At 63.0% G+C, this 14,183-nt stretch carries 14 protein-coding genes; 3 read left to right on the top strand and 11 right to left on the bottom strand.

Annotated elements, in window-relative coordinates:
• The first annotated feature begins 1 nt into the window (after position 1).
• On the top strand, positions 2 to 787 hold the full coding sequence (locus AC56QP_RS09620; RefSeq protein WP_091582696.1) for an SDR family NAD(P)-dependent oxidoreductase: 786 nt from the start codon (positions 2 to 4) through the stop codon (positions 785 to 787).
• 522 nt (positions 788 to 1,309) lie between these two features.
• Here AC56QP_RS09620 and AC56QP_RS09625 read toward each other — a convergent pair.
• A complete protein-coding gene (locus tag AC56QP_RS09625) occupies positions 1,310 to 1,741 on the bottom strand; it encodes a hypothetical protein (protein ID WP_489859919.1) in 432 nt (143 codons plus the stop codon).
• Between the two features lie 675 nt (positions 1,742 to 2,416).
• Between AC56QP_RS09625 and AC56QP_RS09630 the strand changes: the two genes are divergently transcribed.
• Together AC56QP_RS09630 and AC56QP_RS09635 are read left to right on the top strand one after the other, a co-directional pair.
• A complete protein-coding gene (locus AC56QP_RS09630; RefSeq protein WP_489859918.1) occupies positions 2,417 to 3,457 on the top strand; it encodes a proline racemase family protein in 1,041 nt (346 codons plus the stop codon).
• A 191-nt stretch (positions 3,458 to 3,648) separates the two neighbouring features.
• A complete protein-coding gene (locus AC56QP_RS09635; RefSeq protein WP_489859917.1) occupies positions 3,649 to 4,638 on the top strand; it encodes a GlxA family transcriptional regulator in 990 nt (329 codons plus the stop codon).
• A gap of 36 nt (positions 4,639 to 4,674) precedes the next feature.
• On the opposite strand, the gene AC56QP_RS09640 is transcribed toward AC56QP_RS09635, so the two are convergent.
• From AC56QP_RS09640 to AC56QP_RS09685, 10 genes are all read right to left on the bottom strand, one after another.
• On the bottom strand, positions 4,675 to 5,181 hold the full coding sequence (locus AC56QP_RS09640; protein WP_489859916.1) for a hypothetical protein: 507 nt from the start codon (positions 5,179 to 5,181) through the stop codon (positions 4,675 to 4,677).
• A gap of 349 nt (positions 5,182 to 5,530) precedes the next feature.
• Positions 5,531 to 5,815 carry a hypothetical protein gene (locus AC56QP_RS09645; RefSeq protein WP_489859915.1) on the bottom strand — a complete coding sequence of 95 codons (285 nt, stop codon included), beginning with the start codon at positions 5,813 to 5,815 and terminating at the stop codon, positions 5,531 to 5,533.
• A gap of 318 nt (positions 5,816 to 6,133) precedes the next feature.
• Positions 6,134 to 6,895 (bottom strand): SDR family NAD(P)-dependent oxidoreductase, encoded by a 762-nt coding sequence (locus tag AC56QP_RS09650; RefSeq protein ID WP_489859914.1) that lies wholly within the window; start codon positions 6,893 to 6,895, stop codon positions 6,134 to 6,136.
• A 22-nt stretch (positions 6,896 to 6,917) separates the two neighbouring features.
• Positions 6,918 to 7,889 carry a carbohydrate kinase family protein gene (locus AC56QP_RS09655; RefSeq protein WP_489859913.1) on the bottom strand — a complete coding sequence of 324 codons (972 nt, stop codon included), beginning with the start codon at positions 7,887 to 7,889 and terminating at the stop codon, positions 6,918 to 6,920.
• Positions 7,890 to 7,921: 32 nt separating this feature from the next.
• Positions 7,922 to 8,911, bottom strand: coding sequence for an ABC transporter permease (locus tag AC56QP_RS09660; protein WP_489859912.1), 990 nt, complete (start codon positions 8,909 to 8,911; stop codon positions 7,922 to 7,924).
• A complete protein-coding gene (locus AC56QP_RS09665; protein WP_489859911.1) occupies positions 8,908 to 9,960 on the bottom strand; it encodes an ABC transporter permease in 1,053 nt (350 codons plus the stop codon). The genes AC56QP_RS09660 and AC56QP_RS09665 overlap by 4 nt, the downstream gene beginning before the upstream one ends.
• Positions 9,960 to 11,489: a sugar ABC transporter ATP-binding protein gene (locus AC56QP_RS09670; protein ID WP_489859910.1), complete on the bottom strand. Its 1,530-nt coding sequence runs from the start codon at positions 11,487 to 11,489 to the stop codon at positions 9,960 to 9,962. Before AC56QP_RS09670 ends, AC56QP_RS09665 begins: the two co-directional genes overlap by 1 nt.
• A 99-nt stretch (positions 11,490 to 11,588) precedes the next feature.
• Positions 11,589 to 12,593 carry a sugar ABC transporter substrate-binding protein gene (locus AC56QP_RS09675; RefSeq protein ID WP_489859909.1) on the bottom strand — a complete coding sequence of 335 codons (1,005 nt, stop codon included), beginning with the start codon at positions 12,591 to 12,593 and terminating at the stop codon, positions 11,589 to 11,591.
• Positions 12,594 to 12,678: 85 nt separating this feature from the next.
• Positions 12,679 to 13,338 (bottom strand): L-fuculose-phosphate aldolase, encoded by a 660-nt coding sequence (locus AC56QP_RS09680; protein ID WP_497100589.1) that lies wholly within the window; start codon positions 13,336 to 13,338, stop codon positions 12,679 to 12,681.
• A gap of 26 nt (positions 13,339 to 13,364) precedes the next feature.
• On the bottom strand, positions 13,365 to 14,141 hold the full coding sequence (locus AC56QP_RS09685; RefSeq protein ID WP_489859907.1) for an SDR family NAD(P)-dependent oxidoreductase: 777 nt from the start codon (positions 14,139 to 14,141) through the stop codon (positions 13,365 to 13,367).
• Between the last annotated feature and the right edge of the window lie 42 nt (positions 14,142 to 14,183).

A 14,183-nucleotide genomic window follows, 5' to 3' on the forward strand; every position in this document is an offset into this window, starting at 1 on the left:
AATGAAGGAGTTCGACGGCAAGGTGGCATTGGTGACAGGGACGACGGGGATCGGACTCGCAACCGCCAGACGCCTTGCGTCGGGAGGTGCCGCGATCATCGCCTGCGGCATCGACCGCGCGGCAAACGCGGCGATGAAAGCAGAACTGGAAGGCTCCGGAGCCGGGGCGCTGGTCATAGGCGCCGACGTCTCCGTGCCCGATCAGGTTCGCGACGCGCTGGCGGCCGGCGTCGAACGGTTCGGCGGCCTCGACATCATCGTCAATTCGGCGGCGGTCCATCCCTATGGAACGGCGACCAGCACCGATTTCGAGACCTGGAACAAGGCGATGTCGGTCAATGTCGGTTCGATCTACCTGACCGCGCATTTCGGCATCCCGGAAATGACCCGCCGAGGCGGTGGCGCCATCGTCAACGTGGCCTCGGTGCAGGGCTTCGCCTGCCAGCAGAACGTCGCCGCCTATGCCACGACCAAGGGCGCCATCCACACGCTGACGCGCGCTCTGGCCCTCGACCATGCTCGCTCCGGCATCCGCGTCAATTCCGTCAGCCCGGGCTCGATCCGCACCCCGATCCTGGAGAAGGCCGCGCGCGGTGACAATGGTAGCGATGCCGATGTCGAGGCCGCCTACAAGCGCTTCGGCGAAGCGCATCCGATCGGGCGCATCGGCGAGCCGGAAGAAGTGGCGGAACTCATCGCATTCCTGTGTTCGGCGAAAGCCGGGTTCTGCACCGGCGCGGACTACAAGATCGATGGCGGCCTGACCGCCGGCATTGGCGTGAAGTAGAACCATGAAGATCGGTCTTGGCCTTTACCGGGAGTCGCTGACCCCAGACAATTTCTGCTTCGCCCGGCAGGCTGGCGCCACCACATCGTTGCCCACCTCACCAACTATTTTCGCGGCCGCGACCTTCTCTTTCCGCCGGTGGCGAGAGGGAAGGCTGGGGCGACTGCTCCACCGATGAGCTCTGGACCTATGAGGCTTTCGCCAGACAAGGAAGGCGTCATTGTCATTCCGCGACATGCGGAGGAAGAGGTGGTTCGGCTGGCCCTCGAAAAGTGCGCGGTGAACGGCTGGTCGCCAAGGCGATCCGGGAGGGCATGAGCGCGGTCGAAGCGTACAGACCTTCGGCGTCATGTGATAAGTCGAGCAGGAAACCAGGTTCTTCAAGGCATAAGGCTGAAGGGCTCGCGAGCTTATTGGCCGCGAGCGCGAGGGCATGCATCGACTGTCACTCTGCAGACCGGGGTCAGCGGGATCATATCGCGGTCACAGACACGCAACGATCCTCACCTCAAGCCGGCCAATTCAGTACATGATCCTTTGCCTCAGCCATGCAAAAAATCCATTCCCTCGAACTGTTGCGCGGACTCGGGCGGCGGCCCAACGCGCTTTCATGGTAGCACCGGCATGGCAATCGCAGACGATCTCGTGCAGTTGCCAGTCGCTCAGTTCGAAGAAACGCTTGGCTTCACCATACGTGTCATCTTTCAGGCCCGAAGCGCGCAGCACCGGGTCTTCGAAGGCAACAGCGATTGGTGATCCTTCCCCACGCACCGTGGCACGTTCCTCCAGGGGCAAATATTCGGTACCTGCAAACGCTGCAAGGCATCGCTCGGGATGTTGCTCGAGAAGTTCAGCCCAGCGCTCGATACGCTGGTTCCGTGTCATTGCCGAATATGCAGCCGAAGATTCAATCTTGGCGACCGCATGCAGTTGATCGAGTGTCTGATGTTTCATGGTCGGCTCCTGTCAAGAGGGAGAAGCACCCACGCCTTCAAGGAAATTATCGCGCGGTGAGGCTTCGACAAGAGCAGGCGCGCATAGCCCACGGCCTGACAAAAGTTCTTCTCGAAATCAGCCTGCCTGCCGGCCAGCGCACCAAGTCCGAAATCGGCCTTGCTGTCACCTACAGGTGTTGATGCCGAGCAGCTGCAGGCCGCGATTTAGGCAGCGGAAGTGATGCGGCATCTCCATTTGCGGGCAAAGGGGGGCAAGTCTCCCCGTTCATGGAAACAGGAGCAAGGAACATGGCGACGAGCGTCGTAGCGGCGATGTCGTGCCGGGCGCCCGTGTAGGCGCGACGTGCGCCGCACAAATTATGATTTCAGTCGTTCGGCTTAGGCTGGACCTAACCAGACCGGCGCCGAAACGCGTCCGCACCGTCGGCAGGCACCATGGCTCACCCACAGACATTGGCGCGAGAATTGCCCAGCCGAGGCACTCCGCCGTAATCGACGTGCCCGCCGTTGTCCCACCCTCTCAGGGACCAGTTGGATTTTTGGGCTGAACACGATCGTATTGGACAACGACGATCCTTTCCCAGAAAGTTTCGCCGTGGGGGCATCCGGGCCTGACCTTCGGGACTCGCTGCTCGTTTCGCCGCAAAGAGCTTGCAATCGACAAGGAAAAACAATGCGTACGAAAACCGCTATTCGTGTCGTCGGCTGCCATGCCGAAGGTGAGGTGGGCGACGTCATCGTGGGCGGCGTGCTGCCGCCGGCGGGCCGCACGATGATGGACAAGATGATCACGATGGAACGTGATCACGACCATATAAGGCGGATGCTGATCTGCGAGCCGCGCGGCAGCGTTGCGCGCCACGTCAATCTGCTCGTTCCCTCGACGCGCGAGGATTGCGTCGCGGGCGCCATCATCATGGAGCCGACCGAATATCCTCCGATGTCCGGTTCCAACACGATCTGTGTTGCCACCGTGCTGCTCGAGACCGGCATGGTGCCGATGCAGGAGCCCGAGACACGTTTCAAGCTCGACATGCCGGGTGGCGTCATCGAGGTGCGCGCCGAATGCCGCGACGGCAGATGCCTGTCGATCACCTTCCGCAACGCGCCCGCCTTTGTAGATCGCCTGGACGCCAACATCGAGGTCGAAGGACTCGGCACGCTTACGGTCGATATCGCCTATGGCGGCATGTTCTATGCGATCGTCGATGCCAGGGCGCTCGGCTTCTCGGTCGCCCCCGACGAGGCTCGCGAACTGGCGGTGGCCGGCGAGAAGGTCCGCCGGGCCGCGCGCGAACAGCTCGATGTCGTCCATCCCGAATTCGACCACGTGCGCGGCGTGTCGATCGTGCAGTTCGCCATGCCGTTCCAGGGCCCGGGCAATGTCACCCGCAACACCTGCATCGTCTCGCCGGGCCGCTCGGACCGCAGCCCTACCGGGACCGGCACATCGGCCCGCATGGCCGTGCTGCAAGCCCGCGGCTTGATGGGGGTGGGCGACGTACTGGTCCATGAATCGATCATCGGCTCCCGCTTCACCGGCAGGATCGTGGCGCTGACGGAGATTGGCGACCGCAAGGCGATCGTTCCGGAGATCACCGGCCGGGCCTGGATCACAGGCGAACACAGCTACTATCTCGATCCGACGGACCCGTACCCCCAAGGCTATGTGCTGTCCGATACCTGGGGCACCTCCACCTCGGTGAAGCAGTAGTGCACCGACGGCAGGGCTGTGGGACGATGGAAAAGTAAGGTGTTTGTGGATTGCCGGCGGACGACGATCGATTGCATCGGCGAACTGATGCAGCCGATCGCCGCGGATGCGATCACTCGTTCCATATGCGCTTGCGGGCACGGTGACATCGTCAGATGCTGTCGCCCCAATAAGCACAGAGGCAGGCGATGATGAAATCAGCCAATGAGGTTCCGGAGATCGACCGATTGAAAATCGGCTTTGTTCTCGCCCGTTCCTTCACCCTTTCCGCATTCGCCCTGTTCGTCGACACGCTCAGATTGGCGAGCGACGAGACCGACAAATCCGGCAGGGTTTTCGCTGATTGGCAGCTTCTGGCGAGCACCCGGAACCTGATCACCTCCAGTTGCGGAGTCCAGGTCGCGCCGACATCGGATTTCGTGGATCCAGGCGAGTTCAACTACATCGTGGTCGTGGGTGGGCTGCTGAACAGCGAATTCCCGGTCGACAGCGACACCGTCAGCTACCTCAAGCGAGCCGCCGCCGCGAAGGTCCCCTTGATTGGGGTCTGTACGGGAACGTTCATCCTCGCCGAGGCCGGCCTGATGAGGCACCATCAGACTTGCGTCAGCTGGCTCCACTTTCAGGCTTTCCGCGAGCGCTTTCCGGATCACGCGGTCAGGGCGGACCGCCTGTTCAATCTTGACCGCACCAGGGGATCATGTGCCGGCGGCAGCAGCGCGGCGGACATGGCGGCGTCGATCGTCAGGCGCCATATCAGCAGGGAGGCCGAGACAAACGCACTCGAAGTGCTGCAGATCGAGAAGGCGCGCTCGGCGTCGGACATCCAGCCGCGCAGGCCGCTTTCCATCGATAGCCGCGATCCCAGGCTCAAGGCGGCGCTCATCATCATGGAGAACCACATTGAGAATACAATCTCCATTCCCAAGCTGGCGGCGTTGGTTGGAATATCCCGAAGGCAACTCGAGCGCCTCTTCATGGAGAAAACAAACAGTTCTCCGGCACTTGTCTACACAAGGGTGCGTCTGGAGCGGGCGAAGCACCTGCTGATGCAGACCCGGGCTCCGATGATCGAGATCGCCATTGAGGTCGGGTTTGAAAACGCCTCGCATTTTTCGAGGCTCTTCCGCCAGACTTATGGTCAGCCGCCCAGCAAGTTCAGATCGGCGGTTTCGAACTGACTTGCCTACATTTTCCAGAATCAGATGCTTCTTTGATCATTGCCTGATGAACGCGCCCGCGTAGGTCTGGCCTGCAAGTGTATAGGTTCCGGCAAGGGTTCCGTCGGGCAGCATCTTAAAGCTGACGTCCGCGCCATTGGGGAGGCGCCCAAGCTTCAACGTAGTCCCCACAATAGTTCCAGCACCAGCGGCCTCTCCGGGATTGTTGTCGCCCACGGTTCCCCACGCATAGGTGACAGTCACCTTTCCGTTCGATGAAACAGATTGAACAGCCAGCTTACCTTCATATGTGCCCTCCAATCGTCCGGCCCATATGCCCGAAAAAGCAGCGTACTTTGTTGGAACGCTCTTCGCAGGTGGAGTGATTGTCACGGATTGATCCAGGATTGCCGAGCCGGGAGAAACAGCGGCGGGATCCAAGGCAGGCTGGGGAGGAGTGGCAACAGGATTCGACGCAGGTTCGAGAGCGGGTTGCGGCGCTTCAGGAGCCGATTGGCACGCGGCGAGCGCGAGCACCGCGAGGCCAAGCATCGTGTTCCGCATCAAATTCTCCACTTTCGTTCCTCCAAGGCAGGAACGGACAATTGAGGTCCCGACGTCCGCCCCAGCCTCAAACCCGCATACCTCCGCTGCAGAGCACTTCACATTAGGCTCATCAACAGCCTATCTCCAATCATGGACCTATCCGAAAGCCCACCGACCGGCAGAAAGTTCCATTCCCACCCAAGGCCAGATGTCGGAGGCGCGGAAGGGAACTGGTGGGCTTGGTAAATAGCCGCACGTCGACCGTCTTCCACGGCCTGGCGCTAGGTGTTCGGTCTCGCCATGTGATGGATTGGGTTTAGCCTGAACCTTTGCGGCTGCTCAATCCAGATTTTGCAGATGTCCTCCGTTAGGGGGTGTGGCCATCCCCGACAATCTTGCTGCCTATAGGAGCCTTGCCGCCGAGAAGATCATACGAGCCAGAGGCGCATGGCTGCTCTTCCCGCCGTCTTACAGCCCAGATCTCAAGCTGATCGAAATGGCAGTCGCCAAGCAACACCAGATCGCGCAGCACCGTGCTCAGGTCGCCGCCGGAGTTGATCAGGCTCGCGACATCCCGCGAGGACAGGATTTGCGACTGATGATTCACGGTCAGATCTGTTCCTGCTGGCACATCGATGGCTGAGACAAGCAATTCAGAGCCTTGCGAAGCTACACGTCTTCCGACAGCTAGACACCCAGATTTTCCTCCGAAGCGGAGGAAGACGCACGACCAGACGCTTCCTAGCCTGATGCCCGAAAGGGCCGTTGGAGCGAATGGAAATCAGGAAGATCTGCACTTCCTTGAGGAGATTCTAATCGAAGGCGGAAAGGCGGCGGGCAAGCCGGTCACCACCATCGTCGTGTAGAACTTCAGATGATTGAGAATGACAGATCTCTGCTGACGATCGCCCAGCCGCTCGTTTTTTGTTCTCCTCGGAGCTTCTTTTGAGTCCGATGCCACAACCATGGCCTAGTGAAAATAAATCCCGCCGCAGACATTCAACGCCTGCCCGGTGACGAAGGCCGACTGGTCGGAGGCGAAGAAACACACTGGCCCGACAATGTCCTCGGGATAGCCAAGACGCTTCAGCGCCGCGACTTCTTCCCAGTGCCGGATGGCCTCGTCGCTGCCGAGATTGTTCTTGCCCATTTCGGTCAGGATGATGCCCGGGCAGATGGCATTGACGGTAACGCCGTCCATGCCGACTTCCTGCGCCAGCACGCGGGTCAGCGTGATGACGGTCGCCTTGGTCGCGGCATAGTGGCCCTGCGTCGGCACGCCCTGGCGTCCGGCGATCGAGGCGATGTTGACGACGCGGCCGGATTTACGCTCCCGCATATGCGGCAGCACCGCCTGGCACATCAAGAGCACGCCCTTGGCGTTGACGTCGAAATGGGCATCCCAGGACGCTTCATCGAGATCCTGGAGCAGGCTGGGCTTGAGGATGCCGGCATTGTTGACCAGCACGTCGATACGGCCGGCATCCTTCAGCAGCGCCGCGGCGGTAGCGTCCACCTCCCTCTTGCTGCTGACGTCCATCGTGTAGACATAGGCCTTGCGGCCGATGGCTTCGATCTCGGCGCGCGTCACGTCGAGCTCCTTGGCCTGCCCCGGCAGATCGGTCACCGCGACATCGTAGCCGAACCTGGCCAGGCCGACGGCGATGGAACGGCCGATGCCGCGGCTGGCGCCCGTGACCAGTGCAACCGTGCCGACTTTGGAATTGCTCATAAGATATCCTTTCAAATGCTGCTCAAGCCGCTGCGTAGGAACGCTTGGGCGTCTTGACCGGAAGTGAATTCATGGCCGCAAGCGTGTCGTCGAAGGAGACCAGCTTGCCATCCGAGCCGAGGCCCATCGCCACCTTGGCCGCGACCGCCGACGCAAAGCGCGCCGACTGATGGAGATCCCATCCCTTGACGATGCCGACGATGATGCCGGCGGTGAAACTGTCGCCACAGCCGGTGGTGTCGACGACCTCAATGTCGAAGGCCGGCAAATGGAACGGCTTGCCATGCTCAGGCGCGACATAGACGCCTTCGCCGCCAAGCGTGAGCAGGCAGTTCTTGACGCCCTTCGACATGAAGTAGGCGGCGACCATGGCGGGATCCTGCTCGTGCGCCATCTCGCTGGCCTCGTCGATGCTCGGCACGAAATAGTCGATGTAAGGCAGGCAGGGCTCGACGAAGGCAATGGTTTCCGGCGTGGCCTGGATGAGATCGAAAGTGGTGGTGCGGCCGAGCTCCTTGGCGCGCTTCAGCAGCCGCACCGTCGGCTCGCCGTCGAAGCTCTTGAGCAGGCCGGTGCCGCCGACATGTACAACAGTCGCGTCGAGCGCGGCGTCGAGATCCTCGTCGGGGACGCGGAACACCGTCGCGGTGCCGGGAACATGCAACGCCGGCCGCTCGCCATTGGGGCGAACCGGCAAAATGGTCGAAGAGGTCTGGACGCTGCCGTCGCGGCGGACCAAGTCGCAGTCGAGGCCGTATTTCTTGAGCTTGGCGACGAACCAGTCTCCCATATCGTCGGTGCCAAGCGTGGTCACGGCCTGTGTCTTCAGGCCAAGGATGGCGCAGTCCATTCCGGTCGCGCCGGCGGTACCGGCAACGGTCATGCGGATTTCCTCGATGTAGTCGGCCCTGCCGCCTTCGGGAATGCGCGAGACCGGACGGCCGAGAATGTCGAGCACGTAGAAGCCGACCGAACTGATATCAAACCTGGGCATGGAACAATTCCTTTGACGAAGCGGCAGTGAGATTAGTGACGGGCACGGCGCAGGCCGAAGCTGACGGCAAGGACCAGGAAGACGAGCACGCCGATGCCGACCTGCTGCCAATAGAAATTCCAGCCGATGAGCAGCAGCCCGTTCTTGACCACCGCCAGCAGCAGCACGCCGAGCAATGTGCCGATCACCGTCGGCCGGCGCTCCGTGCTGAGCGTGGTGCCGATGAAGGTGGCGCCGATGGCGTCGAGCAGGAAGGCGTTGCCCGACAGCGGCACATAGGATTTGACCGTCGCCGAGAGCAGGATGCCGGTGATGCCGCAGAGCAGCGCGCAGCCGATATAGACCAGCGACTGCTGGCGGGGCACCCGCAGGCCCGAATACCAGGCGACGCCCGGCTGCGCGCCCATGGCCTGCACAGCGCGGCCGAAGACCGAGCGATGCAGCAGCAGGTAGACGACGACGATGCAGGCGATCAGCACCAGCACCGGCGTCGGCACGCCGAGCAGCGTGGTCCTGGCGATGGCGTTGAACTGGTCGCCGGCATAGCCCGTGATGAGATAGATCGGCTGGCCGCCGCTGGTCGCCAGCTGCTGCGTACTCTGGCCGATGAACAGCACGCCGAGCGTCGCCAGGAACGGGCTGATCTTCAGCCGGGTGATCAGGATGGCGTTGAGCACGCCGACGACGACCGCCGCCAGCAGCCCGACCGTGACGCCGAAGACGCCGCCATAGCCGGCGGCGAGCAGCATGACGAACACCATCGAGGCCATGTCGACCGAGACGCCGACCGACAGGTCGATGCCGCCCGACGAGATGACGATGGTGAGCCCGAGCGCGACGATGGCCAGCATCACCACATTGTTGACCAGCACGTTGTAGAGGTTGGCGCCGGTCAGGAAGGTCGGGCTGGCGATGGCGAAGAACAGGCAGATGGCGAGGAAGGTGATGACCACGCTGTAGCTGGCGAGGAAGCCGCCGATCTTCTGCGCGCCGGTTGCCTGGATGTTGGGAGCGATGCTCATCGGGATGCCTCCGGTCCGCGGGCAAAGGATGTGACGGCGACGACCAGCAGGATCAACGCGCCCTGCACGCCGTTGACCCAGTAGCTGGAGACGTTGAGCAGTTGGAAGCCGTTGGCGAGGAAGCCGATGAACAACACGCTGAGCAGCGTGCCGCCGATCGTCGGCACCAGTCGCCGCGAGAAGACGGTGCCGAGAAGGGCAGCGGCCAGCACCGACAGCAGCATTTCGCCGGAGCCCGGCGTGCTGGCGCTCAGCCGCGAGACGGCCAGCACGCTGGCGATGGCCGCGCAAAAGCCTGAGAACATGTAGGTGAAGGCGACATAGAGCGGCACGCTGATGCCGGCGGCGCGCGCCGCTTCCGGATGGCCGCCGACGGCATACAGCCTGAGCCCGAAACCCGTCTTGTGGATGAAGACCAGCATGATGGCGGAGAACAGGATCAGGCACCAGGCGAGCGCCGAGATGCCGAGTAAGCTGCCCGACACCAGGAAGGCCAGCAGCGGCGAAGTGGCGCCCACCACCGTGTTCTGCGTCAGCGTCAGTTCGGCGCCGGCGGCGATGTTCATCACCGCCAGCGATGCCAGCAGCGGCAGGATGCCGAGACCGACGACTGCGATGGCGTTCAGCGCCCCGACCGCGATGCCGACGACGATGGCGGCCAGGATCGCCACCACGTCGGGATAGCCCGCCTGCAGGGCTGTCGCGAACACCGCCGCGCACAGGCCCATATTGGCGGCGATCGACAGGTCGATGCCGCCCTCGGTGACATTGGAACCGCCACCGATGATGACCACCGCCATGCCGAAGGCGAGCACGCCGAGGATCGCTGATTGCTCGACGACGTTGACCAGGTTGAAGGAGGACAGGAAGCCCGGCGCGAACAGCGCGAAGTAGGCCAGGATCGCGGCGAAGGTGGCGATGGCGCCAAGCCGCACCGCGACGGCGCCGATGCGCTTGCCGGTGTTTTGCATCCGCGGCTTTTCGCTCCGCACGACGCCAGGGGACGCGCCGGTGGCTTTCACCACAGGTTTCATCGTGGTCGCGGTCATCAGGAGGCCTCCGCTTTCACAATGCGTGCGCCCGACGAGGCGGCAAGCAGCCGGTCGCCGTCGAGGTCGTCGCCGGAAAATTCGCCTGACAGCCGCCCGCGATAGACGACCAGCACGCGGTCGCAGACGCCGACCAGTTCAAGCAGGTCGGACGACAGGAGAAGGATGGCGGCGCCCTCGCCGGCCAGCCGGTTCAGCAGATTGTAGATCTCGACCTTGGCGCCGACATCGACAGCGACGGTCGGCTCATCAAGGATGTAGACGCGCGACTGGCAACTCAGCCATTTGGCGATCGCCACTTTCTGCTGGTTGCCGCCGGAGAGCTGGCGCACCAGCGTATCGCGGCCGGGCGTCTTGATCGACAGTTCGCGGATCAGCCCGTCGATCGCCTTCTTCTCCAGCCCACGCTTGACGAAGCCGCTGCCGCTGTAGCGGCCGAGGCTGGCAAGGCTGATGTTCTCGCGCACCGACAGGTCGATGGCGACACCATGAGCGCGGCGGTCCTCCGGCAGCATGGCGATGCCGCCCTGGACGGCATGCACCGGCGACGACAGCGAGAGTGTCTTGCCCTCGACCTTGATCACGCCACGCTCGGCGCGATCCAGCCCGAACAGACACTGCACGATCTCCTTGGCGCCCGAGCCGAGCAGACCGGTCAGGCCGACGATCTCGCCGCGACGCACCGAGAACGAGATGTCCTCGAAACTGCCGGCCATGCCGAGATGCGAGACTTCGAGCATCGGCGCGCCGATGGCGACCGAGCGCTTGGGAAACATCTCGCCGACATCGCGCGCGATCATCATGGCAATGATCTCGTCGATCGGGGTCCGCGCCGGATCGACGGTGCCGACATCGGTGCCGTTGCGCATCACCGTGACGCGGTCGCAGAGCTGCTCGATCTCCTGCATGTAGTGGGAGATGAAGATGACGGCGATGCCGTCGTCGCGCAGCCGGCGCAGCACGGCAAACAGGCTGTCCACCTCGCGTTTGACCAGTGCCGCGGTCGGCTCGTCGAGCACCAGCACGGAGGCCTTCTGCGCCAGCGCGCGGGTGATCTGGACGATCTTCTGCTGCGCCGTCGTCAGGTCCTGGATCAGGACGCCAGCCGGGAGTTCGAGGTCGAAATACCGCTTGAGCAGTTCGGCGGCGCGCCGGTTCATCGAACGGCGGCTGACGAACGGGCCGAAGCCGAGCTCATGACGCAGGAACACCGCTTCGCCAACCGTCGCGGTCGGCACCAGCAGGCGGTCCTGGTGGATGAAGTGAACGCCGAGCCGCTCGACCGAAAAAGGCGTGATATTGCCGACGGTCTCGCCATTGATGGCGATGGTGCCGCTGTCGGGCTTGAGGATTCCGGCCAGCACCTTGATGATCGTCGACTTGCCGGCGCCGTTCTGGCCGACGAGGCCATGGATGGTGCCACGCGCCACCTGAAGGTCGGCGTCGTGAAGCGCCTGGACCGGACCGAAGCGTTTGGAGATGCCGGTCATCGAGATGGCGATTTCAGCTGCTGCGGGTTGCACGGTCATGCCCTGCTCCTTGCGCGGAGGAATTGAGGACCGCGCCGTCGAAACGGCGCGGCCGGAACCAGTCAATGCTTACCGACTGGAGGGGAGCCTTGGGAGGCCTTATTTCACGCCGGCTTTTTCCGCCGCCTCGAGGAACGGCTTGCCGGTGACGGCGGCGTTCTCCTTGTTGATCAGCACGGCGGGCACGAAGGTGAACGGCGCCACTTTCTGGCCGGCCAGAAATTTGGCGACGTTCTGCACCGATGTCTTGCCGATCTCATAGGGCTGCTGGGCGGCGACGGCGGCTGCCGGCGACTTCTCGTCCATCACCATCTTGATGACTTCCGGGCTACCGTCGATGCCGTAGGTCTTCAGCTCCGGCCGGCCGGCGGCTTCGGCCGCTTGGGTGGCGCCGATCTGCGGCACTTCCCAGCAGGCCCAGACCGCATTCAGCGAGCCCTTCTCCGGCGACTTGGTCAGCATGTCGCTGACGTTGGAATAGGCCGCCTGGACGGTGTTGGGAATGACATCGCGCAGTTCCGGCTCGATGATCTTGACGTCCGGGAACGACGTCAGAACATATTTCATCTGGTCGTAGCGGATCTTGCACACGGGCACGCTGTAGAAGCCGTTGAAGACCAGTACATTGCCCTTGCCGCCCATGTCGGCGACCATCTGCAGCGCGATCTCGGCGCCGATGTTGTAGTTGTTCGAGGTCGTGTTGTTGATGGCGTAAGGCGTCGCCGTGTCGACGGTGAACAGCGGAATGTTGGCTTCGCGGATCTTGGCCAGCCACGGGTTCAGCACTTCGAGGTTGCCGAGCTGCTCGATGATGGCGTCGGGCTTCTGCGCGATCAGCGTCTGCAACTGGGCGATCTGCTGCTGGTCCTTGCGGCCGGCATCGAGCGCGATCACTTCACCGCCGAGGCGCTTGACCTCGTCCTGGATGCCGCGGAACGCCATCAGGTCCCAATAGTGATCGGTGCCGATCGCCGAGACGCCGATGGTCTTGCCTTTCAGGGAAAGCTCTTCCGCCCGCGCACCAGAGGCGGCAACAACGCCGCTGGTGATGGCAAGCGCGAGAGCAACCGCCTTTACAATGCTCTTTCCGGAAATGTTTGACATCGAATTCCTCCCTAGCCAAAGAAACTCCAGAGCCGTCTCTGAAGCGTTGCACCGGACGCATCGCCCGGAATTGGTAGCCGCCTCCTCAGGCGGCATCGGCGGCATCGCGGTGGCCATAGCTGGCCATCCTGCCGATGACATTCCCGATCTCTTCATCCGAAAGCAGTGGCGGCTCGCCGATCTGCAGGCAGCCATGATATTGCCGTGCCAGCGTTTCGACCTCGACCGCCAGCCACATGGCGTTGTCGAGCGAGGTGCCGACGGCGATCATGCCGTGATGTTCCAGGAGGCACGCCTTGCGGCCCTCAAGTGCCTTGACCGCATTGACCGACAGCTCGGCCGTGCCGAAAGTTGCGTAAGGGGCGCAGCGTATATCGCTGCCGCCGGCGACGGCGATCATGTAGTGGATCGCCGGGATCTTCCTGCCCATGATGGCGATCGTCGTGCAGTAGGTGGGGTGCGCGTGGACGATCGCATTGACCTCCGGCCGCGCCTTGAGGATGTCGAGGTGAAAGCGCCATTCGCTCGAGGCGTCAAGCCTGCCTTCGGCGTCGCCGGCCCAGTTCATGAACACGATGTCCTGCGGCTTCAGCGTCGCATAGGGCGTGCTCGTCGGCGTGATCAGCATGCCCTCGCCGTGGCGCACGCTGATGTTGCCTGACGTACCCTGGTTGATGCCGACCCTGTTCATCTCGATGCAGGCATCGATGATCGACTGGCGTATTTGCGTGTCTGAGGCGGACATGTCTTTTCCCATTGCTTGTCGACCCGTCACCAGGCCGTATAACCGCCGTCGATCGACAGGATCGCGCCGGTGACGTAACTCGATGCGGGCGACGCGAGGAACAGGATCGCCGAGGCGATCTCTTGCGGCTCGCCGCAGCGCGCCATCGGCGTCATGTCCATCCACACGTTGAACAGTTCGGGCCGGTCGCGCATTTTCAGCGTCATGTCGGTCGCCACATAGCCGGGGGCGAGCGCGTTGACGCGCACGCCCATTGGCGCCCATTCGACGGCGAGCGCCTTGGTCAGCATGTGGACCGCGCCCTTGCTGACCATGTAGGACGCCGCTGTTTGCGGACGATTTACGATCAGGCCCGACATCGAGCCGAGATTGACGATGCTGCCCTTGCCTTTCGCCACCATGTGCCGGCCGAAGGCGCGCGATGCCCAGTAGACGCCGTTGACATTGACGTCCATGACCAGCCGCCATTCCTCGTCGGGCGTGTCGAGCGCCGAGTTGAGGCGGGCAATGCCGGCGCTGTTGACGAGGATATCGATCTTGCCGAATTCGGCCGCCAGATCGGCGGCGGCTGCCTCCAGCGCGCTCGGGTCGGTCACATCGAGTTGCCGGATGGAGACGCTGGTGACGCCGGCATCGGCGAGGGCCAAGACAGCGGCGTCGAGCGGGCTCCGGTCGAGGTCGATCAGCACGACATGCGCGCCGCAACTGCCGAGGGCCTTCGCGGCCTCGAAGCCGATGCCGCGAGCGCCGCCGGTGACAATGGCAATCTCGCCATCGAGATCGAGCTGACGCCTGTAGTCCATTGCAATTCCTCCACCGCGGACACGGCTTCGCCGAGCGCAGAG

The organism is Mesorhizobium sp. RCAM 05104, assembly GCF_059683645.1.

Bases quoted from the DNA above. Each gene is read 5' to 3' on its own strand.
- AC56QP_RS09620 (WP_091582696.1), top strand. From the start codon at position 2: ATGAAGGAGTTCGACGGCAAGGTGGCATTGGTGACAGGGACGACGGGG.
- AC56QP_RS09625 (WP_489859919.1), bottom strand. From the start codon at position 1,741: ATGAAACATCAGACACTCGATCAACTGCATGCGGTCGCCAAGATTGAA.
- AC56QP_RS09630 (WP_489859918.1), top strand. From the start codon at position 2,417: ATGCGTACGAAAACCGCTATTCGTGTCGTCGGCTGCCATGCCGAAGGT.
- AC56QP_RS09635 (WP_489859917.1), top strand. From the start codon at position 3,649: ATGAAATCAGCCAATGAGGTTCCGGAGATCGACCGATTGAAAATCGGC.
- AC56QP_RS09640 (WP_489859916.1), bottom strand. From the start codon at position 5,181: ATGCGGAACACGATGCTTGGCCTCGCGGTGCTCGCGCTCGCCGCGTGC.
- AC56QP_RS09650 (WP_489859914.1), bottom strand. From the start codon at position 6,895: ATGAGCAATTCCAAAGTCGGCACGGTTGCACTGGTCACGGGCGCCAGC.
- AC56QP_RS09655 (WP_489859913.1), bottom strand. From the start codon at position 7,889: ATGCCCAGGTTTGATATCAGTTCGGTCGGCTTCTACGTGCTCGACATT.
- AC56QP_RS09660 (WP_489859912.1), bottom strand. From the start codon at position 8,911: ATGAGCATCGCTCCCAACATCCAGGCAACCGGCGCGCAGAAGATCGGC.
- AC56QP_RS09665 (WP_489859911.1), bottom strand. From the start codon at position 9,960: ATGACCGCGACCACGATGAAACCTGTGGTGAAAGCCACCGGCGCGTCC.
- AC56QP_RS09670 (WP_489859910.1), bottom strand. From the start codon at position 11,489: ATGACCGTGCAACCCGCAGCAGCTGAAATCGCCATCTCGATGACCGGC.
- AC56QP_RS09675 (WP_489859909.1), bottom strand. From the start codon at position 12,593: ATGTCAAACATTTCCGGAAAGAGCATTGTAAAGGCGGTTGCTCTCGCG.
- AC56QP_RS09680 (WP_497100589.1), bottom strand. From the start codon at position 13,338: ATGTCCGCCTCAGACACGCAAATACGCCAGTCGATCATCGATGCCTGC.
- AC56QP_RS09685 (WP_489859907.1), bottom strand. From the start codon at position 14,141: ATGGACTACAGGCGTCAGCTCGATCTCGATGGCGAGATTGCCATTGTC.